Source organism: Pararhizobium sp. P1_E7 (assembly GCF_056405855.1).
Genome location: NZ_JBFUBH010000007.1, coordinates 134,334 through 149,775 on the forward strand (window position 1 = coordinate 134,334; position 15,442 = coordinate 149,775).

The 15,442-nt window shown below is 60.6% G+C and carries 13 protein-coding genes and 1 riboswitch; of the genes, 6 read left to right on the top strand and 7 right to left on the bottom strand.

The features are described 5' to 3' along the window. The first annotated feature begins 54 nt into the window (after nucleotides 1-54). Nucleotides 55-576, top strand: coding sequence for an RNA polymerase sigma factor (locus AC1D17_RS10645; RefSeq protein WP_477565378.1), 522 nt, complete (start codon nucleotides 55-57; stop codon nucleotides 574-576). Then, nucleotides 576-2,699: a vWA domain-containing protein gene (locus AC1D17_RS10650; protein ID WP_477565379.1), complete on the top strand. Its 2,124-nt coding sequence runs from the start codon at nucleotides 576-578 to the stop codon at nucleotides 2,697-2,699. Before AC1D17_RS10645 ends, AC1D17_RS10650 begins: the two co-directional genes overlap by 1 nt. Before the next feature lie 92 nt (nucleotides 2,700-2,791). Here the strand turns inward: AC1D17_RS10650 and AC1D17_RS10655 are convergent, their stop codons facing one another. Beyond that, entirely contained in the window at nucleotides 2,792-3,139 is a 348-nt protein-coding gene (locus AC1D17_RS10655; RefSeq protein WP_477565380.1) for a hypothetical protein, read from the bottom strand. Nucleotides 3,140-3,323: 184 nt separating this feature from the next. On the opposite strand from AC1D17_RS10655, the gene AC1D17_RS10660 reads away from it, so the two are divergent. Next, nucleotides 3,324-4,343, top strand: coding sequence for a glycosyltransferase family protein (locus AC1D17_RS10660; protein WP_477565381.1), 1,020 nt, complete (start codon nucleotides 3,324-3,326; stop codon nucleotides 4,341-4,343). A 65-nt stretch (nucleotides 4,344-4,408) separates the two neighbouring features. Here AC1D17_RS10660 and bmt read toward each other — a convergent pair whose 3' ends face one another. From bmt to AC1D17_RS10690, 6 genes are all read right to left on the bottom strand, one after another. Further along, nucleotides 4,409-5,428 carry a betaine--homocysteine S-methyltransferase gene (bmt, locus tag AC1D17_RS10665; RefSeq protein ID WP_477565382.1) on the bottom strand — a complete coding sequence of 340 codons (1,020 nt, stop codon included), beginning with the start codon at nucleotides 5,426-5,428 and terminating at the stop codon, nucleotides 4,409-4,411. A gap of 81 nt (nucleotides 5,429-5,509) precedes the next feature. Then, entirely contained in the window at nucleotides 5,510-6,883 is a 1,374-nt protein-coding gene (locus AC1D17_RS10670; RefSeq protein ID WP_477565383.1) for an O-antigen ligase family protein, read from the bottom strand. A gap of 240 nt (nucleotides 6,884-7,123) precedes the next feature. Then, a complete protein-coding gene (locus tag AC1D17_RS10675; RefSeq protein WP_477565384.1) occupies nucleotides 7,124-8,167 on the bottom strand; it encodes a quaternary amine ABC transporter ATP-binding protein in 1,044 nt (347 codons plus the stop codon). Further along, entirely contained in the window at nucleotides 8,160-9,068 is a 909-nt protein-coding gene (locus AC1D17_RS10680) for an ABC transporter permease (protein ID WP_477565385.1), read from the bottom strand. The genes AC1D17_RS10675 and AC1D17_RS10680 overlap by 8 nt, the downstream gene beginning before the upstream one ends. 307 nt (nucleotides 9,069-9,375) lie before the next feature. After that, nucleotides 9,376-10,374, bottom strand: a complete 999-nt coding sequence (locus AC1D17_RS10685) for an ABC transporter substrate-binding protein (RefSeq protein WP_477565386.1) — start codon at nucleotides 10,372-10,374, stop codon at nucleotides 9,376-9,378. Between the two features lie 847 nt (nucleotides 10,375-11,221). After that, nucleotides 11,222-11,629 carry a hypothetical protein gene (locus tag AC1D17_RS10690; RefSeq protein ID WP_477565474.1) on the bottom strand — a complete coding sequence of 136 codons (408 nt, stop codon included), beginning with the start codon at nucleotides 11,627-11,629 and terminating at the stop codon, nucleotides 11,222-11,224. On the opposite strand from AC1D17_RS10690, the gene AC1D17_RS10695 reads away from it, so the two are divergent. The 3 genes from AC1D17_RS10695 to cobW all read left to right on the top strand — a co-directional run bounded on the left by AC1D17_RS10695 (nucleotide 11,613) and on the right by cobW (nucleotide 15,346). Then, on the top strand, nucleotides 11,613-13,067 hold the full coding sequence (locus tag AC1D17_RS10695; protein ID WP_477565387.1) for a cobyric acid synthase: 1,455 nt from the start codon (nucleotides 11,613-11,615) through the stop codon (nucleotides 13,065-13,067). The two genes, AC1D17_RS10690 and AC1D17_RS10695, sit on opposite strands and share 17 nt — an antisense overlap. A gap of 126 nt (nucleotides 13,068-13,193) precedes the next feature. Further along, nucleotides 13,194-13,563, top strand: a riboswitch (cobalamin riboswitch). 175 nt (nucleotides 13,564-13,738) lie between these two features. Beyond that, nucleotides 13,739-14,278, top strand: a complete 540-nt coding sequence (gene cobU, locus AC1D17_RS10700) for a bifunctional adenosylcobinamide kinase/adenosylcobinamide-phosphate guanylyltransferase (RefSeq protein WP_477565388.1) — start codon at nucleotides 13,739-13,741, stop codon at nucleotides 14,276-14,278. Between the two features lie 3 nt (nucleotides 14,279-14,281). Next, nucleotides 14,282-15,346: a cobalamin biosynthesis protein CobW gene (cobW, locus tag AC1D17_RS10705; protein WP_477565389.1), complete on the top strand. Its 1,065-nt coding sequence runs from the start codon at nucleotides 14,282-14,284 to the stop codon at nucleotides 15,344-15,346. Nucleotides 15,347-15,442 lie beyond the last annotated feature (96 nt).

A 15,442-nucleotide genomic window follows, 5' to 3' on the forward strand; every position in this document is an offset into this window, starting at 1 on the left:
ATCGGCTATCGCCAAACGTCAAAGTACCAGTTGCAACAAATCCGGGCGGGTGATTTGGACGAGGATCTTATCGAACGGGCTCAGAAAGGCGATCGAAACGCCTTTAGCCTGCTCGTCGAGCGGCATTATGATTTCGTCCATGCCGTTGCCTGGCGCTGGTCCGGCAATGCCGGCGATGCCGAGGATATCGCCCAGACGGTATGCCTGAAGCTTGGGCAGGCGATCAGGGCGTTTCGCGGTGCGAGCCGGTTTCGCACCTGGCTCTACACGCTGACGCTCAACGCAGCGCGCGATCACCAGCGAAGCCAGCTACGGGAACGGCGCAATGCGGCAAATTTTCTGGCCGACCCGACCAGCACTGCGGCAAACGACAACCACGATCAGGCCGAGGCGTTGTGGGATGCCGTGCGGCAACTGCCCGACAAGCAGGGCGATGCCGTTCTGCTCGTCTACGGCGAGGGTCTGTCGCATGCGGCGGCGGCCGACGTCATGGGATGTTCGGAGGCAACAGTGTCCTGGCATGTGCATGAAGCCCGCAAGCGTTTGAAAATCCTGCTCGGCAGGGAGACGATGTGATGAACGACGATCTGAAAGACCTTGGCCGCATGACCCCGCCTGCGCCTTCGCCGGATGCGCGGGCGCGCGCGCTGTCGCTGGCGATGCAGGCTTTCGACGAGGCGGAAAATACTTCCGAACGACCCCAAGGAACGGCCGGTGCCCGGCGTCAAAGCTCCATATTCAACAGGCTATGGAGCCCCGTCATGAACAGGAAATTTCTCGCAGGTTCGGCACTCGCCACGCTCTTGGTGGTGCCCGCTGCCGCCTTTCTCACGCTGGAACTGACCCGCGGTGGTTTGCCGGTCGATACCAACGGGCAACAGGTTGAGGTGGCAGGCCGCGACGCACTGAAGGATGCGGAGGCAAAGAAAGCGGCGCCGGCGAAACCAAACGCCTATCCGTCTGCCGACAAGGTCTCAGCGGACGGCACTGCTGGAACGCAGCCATCCGGTGCCCTGGCCAATCGGGTTGACGCGCGTGAGGCTCAAGAACCGGCGGCGCGTGGCAGAGCTGGGGTTGAAGTCATGGTCGGCAAAGCGGTGCCCGGGCAAGCACAGCAGGAGCTTGAATTCGACGCTGCCGCAAGTCAGACAGGCAGGACGCAATTCGCCGCGCCGCCGGCTTCGGTCGCAACGGAAACGATGTCCGGCGGCTCTATCGTAGGGACTATGCAGTCGCCGGCTCCGGCCGATACCGTCTGGCAAGCTGAGGAAAACCGCGACCGCTTCACTTCGGCCGATACCAATCCGGTCAAATCCGTCGCCACCGATCCGGTCTCCACCTTCTCGGCCGATGTCGATACGGCGTCCTATTCCTTCGTGCGCAAGTCGCTGATGGCCGGGCAGATGCCGGACCCTGACAGCGTGCGGGTCGAGGAGATGATCAATTATTTCCCCTATGACTGGCCGGGTCCCGACAGCAAGGACGCGCCATTCAAGGCGACGGTCACCGTGCTGCCGACGCCATGGAATGCCAATACGCGGCTGATGCATGTGGGGATCAAGGGCTATGACGTTGCGCCGGCCGTGGCGCCGCGTGCCAATCTGGTTTTCCTGATCGACGTCTCCGGATCCATGGACGAGCCGGACAAGCTGCCGCTTCTGAAAAGCGCCTTCCGCCTTCTGGTCGAAAAACTGAAGCCCGAGGATACCGTGTCGGTCGTCACTTACGCCGGCGATGCTGGCACAGTGCTGGAGCCGACGGCGATCAAGGAGAAAGCAAAGATCCTTGCGGCGATCGACACGCTGCAGCCGGGCGGATCGACGGCGGGCGCGCAAGGGCTGGACGCCGCCTACAATCTGGCTGAACGGGCCTTCGTCAAGGGCGGTATCAACCGGGTCATGCTGGCCACCGACGGCGATTTCAATGTCGGGCCGTCGAGTGACGAAGAGCTGAAGGCGACAATTACGGCCAAGCGCAAAAGCGGTATCTTCCTCTCCGTGCTGGGTTTTGGCCGCGGCAATTACAACGACGCGCTGATGCAGACGCTGGCGCAGAACGGCAATGGCACGGCCGCCTATATCGACACGCTGGCCGAAGCGCAGAAAACGCTGGTCGAGGAGGCTGGGTCGTCGCTCTTCCCGATTGCCAAGGATGTGAAATTCCAGGTGGAGTTCAATCCGCGTGAGATCGCCGAATATCGTCTGATCGGTTACGAGACCCGTGCCCTGAAGCGCGAGGATTTCAACAATGACAAGGTCGATGCGGGCGATATCGGCTCCGGCCATCGGGTCACCGCGATCTACGAAATCACGCCGAAGGGAAGCCCGGCGGTTCTCAATGACGACCTGCGCTATGGCACAGCACCGGCTGAATTGTCAGACGGTCCGGCCCCCTCCGGCGAACTGGCATACCTGAAAATCCGCTACAAGCAGCCGGATAGCGATACCAGCAAGCTCATTACGACGCCGGTGACACAAGCCAATGCCGTGGCGAGCCTGGAGCAGGCCGGGCAGGATGTGCGGTTCTCCGTCGCGGTCTCGGCCTTCGGCCAGAAGCTGCGGGGAACGGATGCCGTGTCCTCCTATCCCTATGGCTCGATCCTTGATCTTGCATCCGCCGCCAAGGGCGAGGATGCCTATGGCTACCGGGCGGAATTCCTCAATCTGGTACGGCTTGCCAAGGGTCTCAGTGGAGAATAACGCCCCTGTCTTGAACTGAGCCAAAGCGCGCCCTCCGGTGAAACGGAGGGCGCTCGCCGCCGGGTTCCAGGCGCAGCGCATGTCTGATGCATTCAGGCTTTCGGATAGGCCTTTTCCAGCCCGCCCGAACGGACGAGCCCGATGCGGAAAGCCTGATAGGCGGCGTGCTGGCTGGATTTTGCCGCTTCCATCAGGCGGATCTGCAGCCGGGCAGGGGCGTTCGAGCCCAGCCACTCGCCGAGCTTTTCCAGTTTCAACGAGTTCAACAGTTTTGCCGTGGAGGCAAGGTCGAGCTGGCGGTACAGGCCTTCGATCAGGTTTTCATCCTGCACGGCATTTTCCATCAGCAGCAACAGGTAGGCTTGCTCGCTTTCGCCGAGGGCTGCCAGCTTTTCGGCAACGGAATCGCGGGCGGGGAATGCAGCGGGTATGCCGTTCATGTCTAAGCTTTCTTTATTCGCAACAGGTCAATCGGGCGGCAGAGTATCGGCCCAGGCTGGGGCAAAACTGGATTCAGCCGCAAGGCTGGCGCAGCCTTGCCGGTGCTATTGAAAGAACCTTCCGATGTCATGACCCGCGGATTCTGGATTCGGCGTTCGGGCGTTTTTTTTAGCGGTGATCCGTATGACCCAACTTTCTATCTGCATGCCCAGCAACCGGCCGTGGGCGAGGTCGCGCGGTTCGATCGAGAGCGCTCTGGCCTATGCCGAAAAAACCGGTGCGCGGCTGATCGTGTCCGACAATTCCCGTGACGCGGAAAAGCGCGCGCAGCTTCAAAACCGTTCGCCCAATCTGCTTTATCATTATTCGCCGAGCGAGGACGCTTCCGCCAATTGGATGGAAGCTCTGTCCTTGGCCGATACGCCGTTCCTGCTGCCGATGGGCGACGACGACCAGATCCATGTCAACCAGGGCCAAACGCCGGTCGATCTTTCCTTGCTGCCCGGCGATGTTGTCGGTGTGCGCCCGCAAACGCAGATCTGGACGGCGCAGGCCGGCGTCTGCCAGTCGGAGAGCTACACGATCGATGGCGCTTCGCCGGGTGAGCGGCTGCAGGAATTCACCCGCAAGGTGATGGGCAATAACAGCATTTATTACAGCATATACCGCACAAGCGTCTTCGTGCCGCTGTTGCGGTTCTTCACGCAGGCGCATCCGACCAAGGGGGGATATTGCGACTGGGCGTTATCCTTCGCGCTGATGACGGCCGGCAGAATGGTCCACGATCCGTCGCTGATCTACCGGTACGATCTCGGCATCTGGGCGAGCGCGCAAGGCATTGCCGCCGCCTCCAGCAATCTCTACCAGAAGGCGGGGCTTCCGGCGGACAGTGAAAAGTTTGCCGCGCTTTTGCGGTTTTTGGACGTTCATGTTTTTACGCTTCGCCGCTCGCTGCCCCTGGCTCCTTCGGAACGCGCAGACGTGCTTCTGATGAATGGCCGCCTTGCCATGGCGGAATTTCTACAGAGCGTCCGGACCAATGCCGCCGATTATGACGAGGTAGTGGTCTACCTTGCCGGGCTGATCGAACAGGAACGGGATATCCAGTCGATCTTCCATCTTGCATTGCTGATGACGGATTGTATCAGGCCCGGCCTGAAGGACGGCTATATCCGCTTCTTCCAGGCCGCCGACGCCGCCTGAAATGCAAAGGGCCTGAAAATCTGCGGATCTTCAGGCCCTGTCGTTTTTTGGGGACTGTATCCCGATCAGCCGCGGCGACGGCTGCCGCGTTCGCGGGCAGGGGCCGGCGGGCTTTCATTGGCAGTCTTGTTGCGCATCGGACCGATGCGCTCGATGATGGTTTCGACGGTCGGCCGTTCGCCCGGCACATAGGTGTCGAGCGCCACCCGCATCGCGGCCAGATGTTCGCACGACGTACCGCAGCAGCCGCCGATGATTTTGGCACCGGCATCACGGGCAAGGCGCGCATAGTCGGCCATCAGCGGCGGGGTTCCGGAATAGTAGATTTCCGAACCGCGGAATTCCGGAATGCCGCAATTGCCCTTGATGATGATGTTTGCCGCCGGATTGGCATCCGTCATGTCGAGCAGCGACGAGAGGATGTCGGAAGCGCCGACGCCGCAATTGGCGCCGGTTGCGACCGGGCCACTGCCGATGTCCTGTGCGACCGCAAACATATCCTTGGGATGCAGGCCCATCATCGTCTTGCCGGCCGTGTCGAACGAACCTGTATAGACATAGGGCAGCCCGACCTTGACCGCTGCTTCTGCAGCAGCGCGGATTTCGTCAGGCGCTGACATGGTTTCGATCCAGGCGACTTCCGCACCGCCGGCCTTCAGGCCCTCGATCTGTTCGACGAACGCCTCGACCGCATCTTCATAACTCATGGCACCAAGCGGGATCAGCAGTTCGCCGGTCGGACCGACCGAGCCTGCCGTGATCACCTTGCGCGGTGCCTTGTCGGCGACTGCGCGGGCTATTTCGGCGGCGCGTTTGTTGAGGTCGTAAACGCGATCCTGCGCCTGATGCAACTTCAGACGATGGCGCGTGCCGCCGAAAGAGTTGGTCAGGATGATGTCGGCGCCAGCATCGACGAAATCCTGATGCAGCTTGGTGATATTGTCCGGCTTGGCTTCGTTCCAGAGTTCCGGTGCTTCGCCCGCTTCCAGTCCCATGGCAAACAGCGAGGTGCCGGTCGCACCGTCGGCGAGAAGCACGCCCTTGGCGTCAAGGAGGTCGGAAAGCGGATTGGCGTGAACGGTCATGGGGTATCCTGATCTCATCGGGTTTCCTAATCATATAAAGATATCCTTATATGATTGCAAGGGCGCAGCTGTTCGCCGAGCTTAATCCGCGTCTTGGCGCAGGTTGCAGCGCGCGGCCATGTCGAGCCCGAAAACCGCCAGCGCCAGAAGCATCCACTGGGGATCGGCGCGGTTCAGAATGAAGGATTCAAGCATGCCGTTATAGGTCATGAATACGATGACCATCACGCAGAACTCCGAAAAGTTGCGGCTTCCAGTGCGCCGGGCGGCCCGAATGTAGTCGATGAGCGGCTTAACGAAGAGAAGAAGGATGATCACGCCTCCGCCCGGAATGCCGAAGGTCAGCAGCGCGTCGAGGAAGGTGTTGTGCGCCGATACGATCCCGCGCACGTCCCAATCCGCTTCGAAATTGGCTTCCATGCCGCGTATGACCGGCGACAGCCAGAAACTGGCATACCCATGGCCGAACCAGGGATGCGCGGCGATGCTTTCGGATGCAAACTGCCAGATCGCGTCGCGACCCGTGAAGGTGTGGTCCTCCAGCACCGCTGCGGTCATCGCGAGCAAGCTGGGGGAGTAGATTGTCCCGACGGTGAGGCAGGCGACGAGCACTGCGAAACACAGGTGCACGATGACGATTGCGCCCGGACTGCGCATCGCGCTGCCGCAAAGTACGATGCCGATCGCCAGCGGCAGGAAACCGATCGTCGTCTTCGAGCCGGTATGAAGAACGAAAATGACGGCAAGGAGCGTGATGGCCCACCCGCGCATCCGGGCGCCTGCGCGGATGCAGTATATGCCGAACATGGCGAGCACTGAAAAAATCGGGGCCGATACGTTCTTGTGCGCGAGATGGCCGCGCCAGTAGCCGGCATGCCACGGCTCCGAACCGATGGCCTGATGGATCGCCCGGTCGGGTAGCAGCACCAGGGCGGCATAGTTGACGACAAGCAACAGCAACACCGCATTGGCGCTGGCCGAGACGAAGTCTTTTTCGCTGCGCGGCAAGACCAGCACGCCGGCAACAATCAGCATGGCGACAAGACTGAGCGTGACGCCGCGTGCCGAAGCGGCCGGGTCATAGGACTGCAGGCAGGAGAAATAGGCGATTGCAAAAATGATCAGCCAGCTGGGAGAGATCAGCCGCAGCAATGTGCGGGGAGGAACGGAGGCCAGCATGAAGAATATGAACAGCCCGCCCAGCCCGAGATAGCCGATCTGATTGACGACATTCGCCGTGCTTCCAACGTCTCCCTCGGAGGCAATATCTCCCGTAAAAGGACTGAGGGTGAAGATCATGATGAACAGGCCGAAGCCCGCCAGCAATGACGTTGCAGCCCGCATGATCGCCGCAACCCCGTCGGGCGCCGGCTGCGGTATGATCAATCTGGCGTCTGCTTCGTGCAAGGCGGTGTGTCCGTGACTGACGGCGAAGATGGCGGCGGCCGTTGCCATCCACCCACCTTCCGGTACCACCCGCGCCCGGCCGCGCGACGCGCGCGCCTGAAAGCGATGTTGGCCTGCCTTATCGCACAGTGCCCCCACATGGTTAAATCGCGGTAAAGATCGGTCCGCCTGTGGACCGGGCGGTTAAGCCGGACGATCACGATCCGCCTGGCGCGCAGGCTCGGGGCGAGCCTTCCAGGAAAGGGCGGGACAGGCCGGTTTGTCCGCCCTGTCCTCCTGAGGCAGCCTTCAGGCTGCCTGCAACTGATGGCTGATCGGCGTCACCATGGCCGAAATGATCGTGCCGAGATCGATCGAGCCGACCGGCCGGCCATTGGCATCGACCACATGGGCAACATTCTGGTTGGCGACCGTCATCATCCGGGCAGCACTTTCCAGCACGGTGCCGATGGTGACGGGTACGCCTTCCGGATTGCCCGACAGCGGCTTCATGATCGTTTCGACATTAATGACGCGGCCGCGGTTCACTTCCTTGACGAAGGCGGTGATGTATTCGTCGGCCGGCTTCAGGACGATCTCCTGGCCCGTGCCCTGCTGGATAACCTTGCCGTCGCGCAGGATGGCGATCTTGTCGCCGAGCCGAAGGGCTTCGTCGAGATCGTGGGTGATGAACACCACGGTCTTCTTCAGCTCTTTCTGCAGGTCGAGCAGAACCGTCTGCATATCGACGCGGATCAACGGATCGAGCGCCGAATAGGCCTCGTCCATCAACAGGATATCGGCATCGTTGGTCAGTGCCCGGGCAAGGCCGACGCGCTGCTGCATGCCGCCGGAAAGCTGGTTGGGATAGTGGTTCTCGAATCCCTTGAGGCCAACGCGCTCGATCCAGCCCTGCGCCCGCTTGCGGCTTTCCTCCATCGGCACGCCCTGGATTTCCAGGCCGTAGACGGTGTTTTCGATGATCGTGCGGTGCGGCAGAAGCGCGAACTTCTGAAACACCATCGCTGTCTTGTGGCGGCGGAATTCGCGCAGGTCGTTTTCGCTCATCTTGCAGACGTCGACACCGTCATAGAGCACTTCACCGGCCGTCGGATCGATCAGGCGGTTGATGTGGCGGATCAGCGTGGATTTGCCCGAGCCGGACAGGCCCATGACCACCATGACGCCGCCTGCCGGCATGGAAATGTTGATGTCCTGCAGGCCGAGCACGTGGCCATGCTTTTCGTTGAGCTCGGTCTTGCCGAGGCCGGCCTTGACCTGATCGACGAAGTCACGGCCGCGTGGTCCGAAGATCTTGTAGAGGTTCTTGACCTCGATTGCGTGACTAGCCATGGATCACCTCCGAATGCTTTTGCAGCCGCTTGCCATAGGCCTGGCTGGTGCGGTCAAAAATGATGGCGATCGCAACAAGCGCGAAACCATTGAAGAAACCGACGGTGAAGAACTGGTTGTTGATGGCCTGCAGCACGTTGCGGCCGAGGCCGCCGACGCCGACCATCGAGGCGACCACGACCATGGCGAGAGACATCATGATGGTCTGGTTGATGCCGGCCATGATGGTCGGCAAGGCAAGCGGCATCTGGACATTTTTCAGTCGCTGCCACGGCGACGAGCCGAACGCGTCGGCCGCCTCCAGCACTTCCTTGTCCACCAGCCGTATCCCGAGATTGGTCAGACGGATCATCGGCGGCACGGCATAGATGACGACGGCGATCAGACCTGGAACCTTGCCGATACCGAAGATCATCACGACTGGGATCAGATAGACGAAGCTCGGCATCGTCTGCATGACGTCGAGGATCGGATTGATGACGGACTGGGCGCGTTCGGAGCGGGCCATCAGGATACCAATCGGAATGCCGACGATAATGGCGATAAACGTACAGACCGTGACCATGGCCAAGGTGACCATCGTGTCGTTCCACAGGCCGACAAGGCCGATCAGCAGCATGGAGGCGATCGTGCCGATGGTAATGCGCAGGTCGCGGCTGCCGTAGTAGACGATCGCAACCATCACGGCCAGGATGATGATCCATGGCGAGCTGACGAACAGCTTTTCAAGATAGTTCAGAAACCACTGAAGCGGCTGGACGAGAGCATCGATGGCGTTGACATATTCGCGCACGAGGGCCTTGAAGCCATCATCGACGCTTTTTCGAGCCATGCGGATAGTCGTTTCGTCGATCGCCGGAAATTTACAAAGCAGATCTGGCAAGTAACTGCATATTGCCATGTTGTTCCCCTTTAAACCGGAAGTTTTATAACGCCGGCCGCGTCACCAATGCCTTTGAGGCCTTTGCGCGCAGACTTGGGTGGTTTCTTTACGAACCCCGGCATGCCGAAAATGTGACAGCTTTCCGCCGCAAGCGGCTATGCCGTTTGCGACGATTTTCGTTTTCATATCCATATTTCACGGAAATACCGGCGGCATTTCGTGTCGCCGGCTATTGGGCCTGTTGTTTTCCGGCGTCATGGCAATGTGCTGCGTTACCGGCCAAAGGCCGGCAGCGAGGCAAGCTTCGCTGCCGGCGGTCTTTCCGTTAGAGGGCTGCCTTGACCTTTTCGGCGACGTCAGGCGCGACCCACTTGGTCCACATGTCCGGATAGTTTTCCAGGAAATGCTTGGCTGCGTCTTCGTTGGTGCCCTGGTTGGCGTCCATCCAGGCGAGAACCTTGTTGACGGTGCCGTTGTCCCACTTGCGAACCTTGACGTAGTCCATCGCAACGCTGGCCTTCTCGGAGAAGGCCTTTGTCACCACCGTGTAGACGTCAGATGTCGGGTAGGAGTTGACCTTCGGATCCGGGCAATCCGGAACGGCGGTGCACGCGTCCCAGTCGGCCTTGTTGTGCTCGACACCGAAGCTGAGGCGCGTCATCTCGTACTTTCCGAGAATAGCCGTCGGAGCCCAGTAGTAGCCAAGCCAGCCGGTCTTCTTTTCAAAGGCGTTGGAGATCGAGCCGTCGAGACCGGCTGCCGAGCCGGTATCGATCAGCTCGAAACCGAGCTTTTCGGCGCCGAGCGCCCTATAGAGGTTGGCGGACGAAACCTGGCAGTTCCAACCCGACGGGCAATTGTAGATAGCGGCCTTTGAAGCATCTTCCGGCGCCGGGAAGAGTTCCGGATGTTTCAGTGCATCCTGAACGGTCTTGATGTCGGGATGGGCGTCTGCAACAAACTTCGGAATCCACCAGCCTTCGACACCGCCCTCGCTGAGCAGCGGCGCGGCTTCGATCAGGCGGCCTTCCTTGATGGCGGCGTCGAGCGGCGTGCGCACCGCATTGACCCACAATTCGGGCGCCATGTCCGGCTGCGCCTTCTCGTTCATCGAGGTGAAGGTCGGCATGGTGTCGCCGGTTACCAGCGTTACCGTGCAGCCGTAGCCGTTCTCAAGGATATACTTGTCAACATGGGCGGCGACGCCGGCGGATGCCCAGTTCATTTCTGCGATGCTGACTTCGCCGCATTCGGCGGCGGATGCCGAACCTGCCAGCGCGTAGAGGCCGGCAGCAAGGATAGTGGAAGCGAGGAGCTTCTTCATGTTTAAGACCTCCCAGTCTTAATGCAGCCAAAAATCTTGGGGTTGGTCGGGATACTGCATCTCCCGGAAACCCAATCGTTCAGGTTGAAGCAGATCGGGGGGCGCTTGTGGCAAGGCCAGTCTTTCATCCCCGCTGCGACGGCGTTGGAGTTTTGTTGTCTGACTGCGCAACTCCGCCGTCAGTCCTCTCTTTTTACCGTTGGGGGTAGCGTAAGTATTCCACAGGAGAAATCAACCTCCGGAATCGTTTTAAGCCGTGCCGGCGGCTTTCTCGGGCCGCCAAAAGGCGCGCGCAAGCCGTTGAATTTTAATGATACGGGCAAAATTTTGTGCAAATGCGCCGATCTTTGGCGTAAAATTAGCACTGCTTCACACAAGAGGTGCGAAGCGTGTTTTATCGCAGACAAATTGTGTTCCGTATGCGCCTTCAAATTGATTTTCATCGGGCATGAAAAAAAGTGAAAAAAATGCGGAATTCACCTTTGGTTAAGCTCTCACTAACCATCCGGTAACACTGTCAGGCTAATTGTTTTCGTGCGGCAGGGAAACTTGGCCGCCCGGCTGGATCAGGTTCTGCGTCCCGGCCGGAGCGATCTCCGGGTGTATGCCGGAGGGGCCATGCGTACTGTTGGCAGACCGCACAGTTCCGAAAGGAGCGGGTGCGGTTTTCGCGTTTACAGCGCCGCGCGTCATTCATGACGCGCAAGGGTCTGCATGGTTTTTCCTTAAATCGGAATCGATTTAAGGAATGATGCGGTAAGAGCCGGTGTCCGCCTTGGCTTTCGGTCACAAAAAAACCGCGCCTCTTTAACTGGCGCGGTTCGAGTGGTCAGTCTGGGAGAGACTATTAGCCGACGCTGCGCGTCCGGATGAAACCAAGCGGGCCGAAGGGGGTCGGCATGACCGTGTTGCGAACGCGCGACTGGCTGTCGGGAGCCTTGGAGTTCCAGGCGATCTGAACGAAATTGGGCTTGCTGAAGATGAACAACATCTGGGTGTGACCTTGGGTGTGAAGCGTTTGTTCGCTCTGTGGTTTGATGGTGCTGATATACGCCTGCTGCGGCGCAAAGCAACAAGAGTTTTTGCCATGGAATGTCGCTTTTCGGATACTGTTGCCGCAAAGCTGCGCAAGCCTTGCAGCGGTCTGAAACATGGCGTGAGCGAACGGCCGCAATGGTGGCAAGAATGCGGCAAAACATGGCTTTGCTTGTGGCGATAGCGATGCTAGACGAGGTGTCATGACAAAGACGATCATGCTTCAGGGAACCGGCTCCGATGTCGGAAAAACGGTATTGGTGGCGGGCCTCTGCCGTGTCGCATCCAACCGCGGTCTGAAGGTGGCACCGTTCAAGCCGCAGAACATGTCGAACAATGCCGCGGTGTCGGACGACGGCGGCGAGATCGGCCGGGCGCAATGGCTGCAATCGATGGCTGCCCGCATCCCGTCATCGGTGCATATCAACCCTGTTCTGCTCAAGCCGCAGTCGGAAACCGGCAGCCAGATCATCGTCCAGGGCAAGGTCGCGGGGCAGGCCAGGGGGCGCGATTATCAGGCCTTGAAACCTAAATTGATGGGCGCCGTCATGGAAAGCTTCGAAACCGTCCGGTCCGGCGTCGATCTGGTTGTCGTCGAAGGAGCCGGATCGCCGGCCGAAATCAACCTGCGCGCCGGTGACATCGCCAATATGGGATTTGCCACCCGCGCCAAAGTTCCGGTCGTGTTGGTCGGCGACATCGATCGCGGCGGCGTCATCGCCTCGCTTGTCGGCACCCACACTATTCTGTCCGCCGAAGACCGCGCCATGATCAGCGGCTATATCATCAACAAGTTCCGGGGCGACGTGTCGCTGTTCGACGACGGCATAGCTGCAGTGAGAAGTTTCACCGGTTGGCCTTGCTTCGGCGTCGTTCCCTGGCTGAAGAGCGCCGGCCGTCTCCCGGCAGAAGATTCCGTCGTGCTGGAAAGGCTGGCACGGGGGGCGGGCAGAGCGCTGAAGGTTGCCGTGCCCGTCCTGTCGCGCATCGCCAATTTCGACGATCTCGATCCGCTGGCCGCGGAGCCGGAAGTCGATCTCGTCTTCGTTCGTCCCGGCGAGAGAATTCCAGCGGACGCCGGTCTGGTGGTCATTCCGGGATCGAAGGCGACGATTGCCGATCTCAGCGATTTTCGCGTGCAGGGCTGGGATCGTGACCTGCAGGCGCATGTCCGGCGTGGTGGCCGCGTCATCGGGATTTGCGGCGGCTACCAGATGCTGGGGGACCGGGTCACCGATCCGCATGGAATCGAAGGCAATGTCGTTGAAATCGAAGGTCTCGGCCTGCTTGCGGTCGAAACCGAGATGGCGCCGGAAAAGACGGTGCGCAACAGCAGCGCCCGCTCGGCGGTCTACGACGTTGCGCTGGAAGGCTACGAAATTCACCTCGGCCGCACCACCGGCGCCGACTGCGTCCGCCCGGCCGTGATCATCGATGGCCGGCCGGACGGTGCGGTGTCGGCGGACGGCATGGTCAGCGGAACCTATCTGCACGGTCTGTTTGCCAGCGATGCCTATCGCGCTGCGCTGCTGAAAAGCTTCGGCATCGAGGGCGGTGGTGAAAATTACCGGCAATCGGTCGACCGGGCGCTCGACGATATCGCGGCAGAGCTGGAAGCGGTGTTGGACCCGCGCTGGCTGGATGGCCTGATGTCTTGACGTCCTGATCGCGGCGGTTTTCAGATTTCTCCCGATGCCTCGAGGATCAAGCGAAGTCTTGCCGAGGCCGGGCCGAACCCGGCGACGGAGATCGCGCCGCAATTGACTTGATCCGGATGAGCGCCTAATCATCAACCATTGGATGGTTCCCGATGTGCCGTTGCATGTCGGGAGTAAATGGGAATGCGACGGGCCGGACCCAAACCGGGCGTCCTTATCGCAGCCGACCCCGCGACTGTAGAACGGTCAGGGTTCGCCATCCGGGAAAGCCGATGGTCCGGACTGTCCGCATTCGCGGCGGCGGAAGGGTCGGCCCAACCGGAAAAGCCACTGGAGCGGCATCACGATCAGCCGGGGCTGGACGCCTCTAAATCTACGAATCGTCCACCTCTTCGTGATACCCAAAACCTCCGGGAAGGCGAGGCGAACCCGTTCGTGCCCTTAAGCGGCACGTGGCGCCGTGAGCCAGGAGACCTGCCATCCTCAAGGGCCCCATCTTAGCCAGGGGTTCGCCCGATCCAGGGAGAGACACTCCCGATGCCAGCACGGAGGTTGTCATGGCTTCATTATCCCGTTCCCGGAACGGTCCGTTTCGCGTTGCCGCGGATGCAGGCTTGCGTGGTGTATGGGTCCGTTTATCGCCCGGCGTGCGCTGAGGCCGGGATCATTTCATGACAGCGATACAGTCAGGCAGTGTGCTGGCAGGCAGCGTGCTGGTTCTGGGCGGCGCCCGTTCCGGCAAATCCGCTTTTGCCGAAAAACTCGTCAAGGCGTCGGGTCTTGGCATGCATTACGTCGCGACCGGGAGGGCCTGGGACGGTGAGATGCAGGCAAGGATTGCCGAGCATCGCGATCGCCGCGGGGCCGATTGGCAGACCCACGAGGAGCCGCTCGAGCTTGCCACCTGCCTTGAAGCGATCGACGCGCCTGATCGCATCGTTCTGATCGATTGCCTGACCCTGTGGGTCACCAACCTGATGATGGAGCATCGGGATATCGCGGCCGAATTTGAAAAGCTCGCGGCCTATGTGCCGCAAGCCAAGGCCCGGCTGGTCTTCGTCTCGAACGAGGTCGGGCTTGGCATCGTGCCGGAAAACCGGATGGCGCGCGACTTTCGCGACCATGCCGGCCGGCTGCACCAGATCATTGCGGAGATATCCGCAGACGTCTATTTTATCGCGGCCGGATTGCCGCTGAAAATGAAGGGTTGATCCATGACCATTGAAAAAGCCGCCCACGGCAAGATCCCGGCAACCGTCATCACCGGCTTCCTTGGCGCCGGCAAGACGACGATGATCCGCAACATCCTGCAAAATGCCGGCGGCCGGCGCATCGCGCTGATCATCAACGAGTTCGGCGATCTCGGCGTCGATGGCGACGTGCTGAAGGGCTGCGGCGCCGAAGCCTGCAGCGAGGACGACATCATCGAGCTGACCAATGGCTGCATCTGCTGCACCGTGGCCGACGATTTCATTCCGACCATGACCAAGCTGCTTGAGCGCGGAAACCGCCCGGACCATATTGTCATCGAAACATCCGGCCTGGCGCTGCCGCAGCCGCTGATCGCTGCCTTCAACTGGCCGGATATCCGCACGCAAGTGACCGTCGATGGCGTCATCACCGTCGTCGATAGCGCCGCCGTCGCCGCCGGACGGTTTGCCGACGATCACGACAAGGTCGATGCGCTGCGCGTCAACGATGACAATCTCGATCACGAAAGCCCGATCGAGGAGTTGTTCGAAGACCAGCTGACCGCCGCCGATCTGATCATTCTCAACAAGACCGACCTGCTCGATTCGACCGGTCTTGCCTTTGTCCGCAACGAGGTCTCCGCGCGCACCAGCCGCAAGCCGGCGATGATCGAAGCGAAGAACGGCGAGGTTTCCGCAGCCGTGCTGCTTGGCCTCGGTGTCGGCACGGAAAGCGACATCGCCAACCGCAAGTCCCATCACGAGATGGAACATGAGGCGGGCGAGGAGCATAGCCATGACGAGTTCGACAGTTTCGTTGTCGAACTGGGGCCGATTGCCGATCCCGCCGGTTTCATCGAAAAGCTGAAGCCGATCATCGCCGCACACGATGTGCTGCGCCTGAAGGGGTTCGCCGATATCCCCGGCAAGCCGATGCGCCTGCTGATCCAGGGTGTCGGCGCCCGTATCGAGCAGTATTTCGACCGCCCATGGGCTGCAGGCGAAGTGCGCCGCACCCGCCTGGTCGTCATCGGCCTGCATGACATGGATGAAGCCGCCGTACGCGCTGCCATCGCAGCGGCGGTTTGAGGGCGTTTTGACCGGGCGCGAGAATTTTCCCTTCCCGACCCCTCCCCACAAGGGGGAGAGGCCAGAACGGCGCTTGCCGCTATTTTCGTACCCGGT

Excerpts from the sequence above, each read along its gene's own strand:
- AC1D17_RS10650 (WP_477565379.1), top strand. The coding sequence starts at position 576 with ATGAACGACGATCTGAAAGACCTTGGCCGCATGACCCCGCCTGCGCCT.
- AC1D17_RS10655 (WP_477565380.1), bottom strand. The coding sequence starts at position 3,139 with ATGAACGGCATACCCGCTGCATTCCCCGCCCGCGATTCCGTTGCCGAA.
- AC1D17_RS10660 (WP_477565381.1), top strand. The coding sequence starts at position 3,324 with ATGACCCAACTTTCTATCTGCATGCCCAGCAACCGGCCGTGGGCGAGG.
- bmt (WP_477565382.1), bottom strand. The coding sequence starts at position 5,428 with ATGACCGTTCACGCCAATCCGCTTTCCGACCTCCTTGACGCCAAGGGC.
- AC1D17_RS10670 (WP_477565383.1), bottom strand. The coding sequence starts at position 6,883 with ATGGCAACGGCCGCCGCCATCTTCGCCGTCAGTCACGGACACACCGCC.
- AC1D17_RS10675 (WP_477565384.1), bottom strand. The coding sequence starts at position 8,167 with ATGGCTAGTCACGCAATCGAGGTCAAGAACCTCTACAAGATCTTCGGA.
- AC1D17_RS10680 (WP_477565385.1), bottom strand. The coding sequence starts at position 9,068 with ATGGCAATATGCAGTTACTTGCCAGATCTGCTTTGTAAATTTCCGGCG.
- AC1D17_RS10685 (WP_477565386.1), bottom strand. The coding sequence starts at position 10,374 with ATGAAGAAGCTCCTCGCTTCCACTATCCTTGCTGCCGGCCTCTACGCG.
- AC1D17_RS10695 (WP_477565387.1), top strand. The coding sequence starts at position 11,613 with ATGACAAAGACGATCATGCTTCAGGGAACCGGCTCCGATGTCGGAAAA.
- AC1D17_RS10690 (WP_477565474.1), bottom strand. The coding sequence starts at position 11,629 with ATGATCGTCTTTGTCATGACACCTCGTCTAGCATCGCTATCGCCACAA.
- cobU (WP_477565388.1), top strand. The coding sequence starts at position 13,739 with ATGACAGCGATACAGTCAGGCAGTGTGCTGGCAGGCAGCGTGCTGGTT.
- cobW (WP_477565389.1), top strand. The coding sequence starts at position 14,282 with ATGACCATTGAAAAAGCCGCCCACGGCAAGATCCCGGCAACCGTCATC.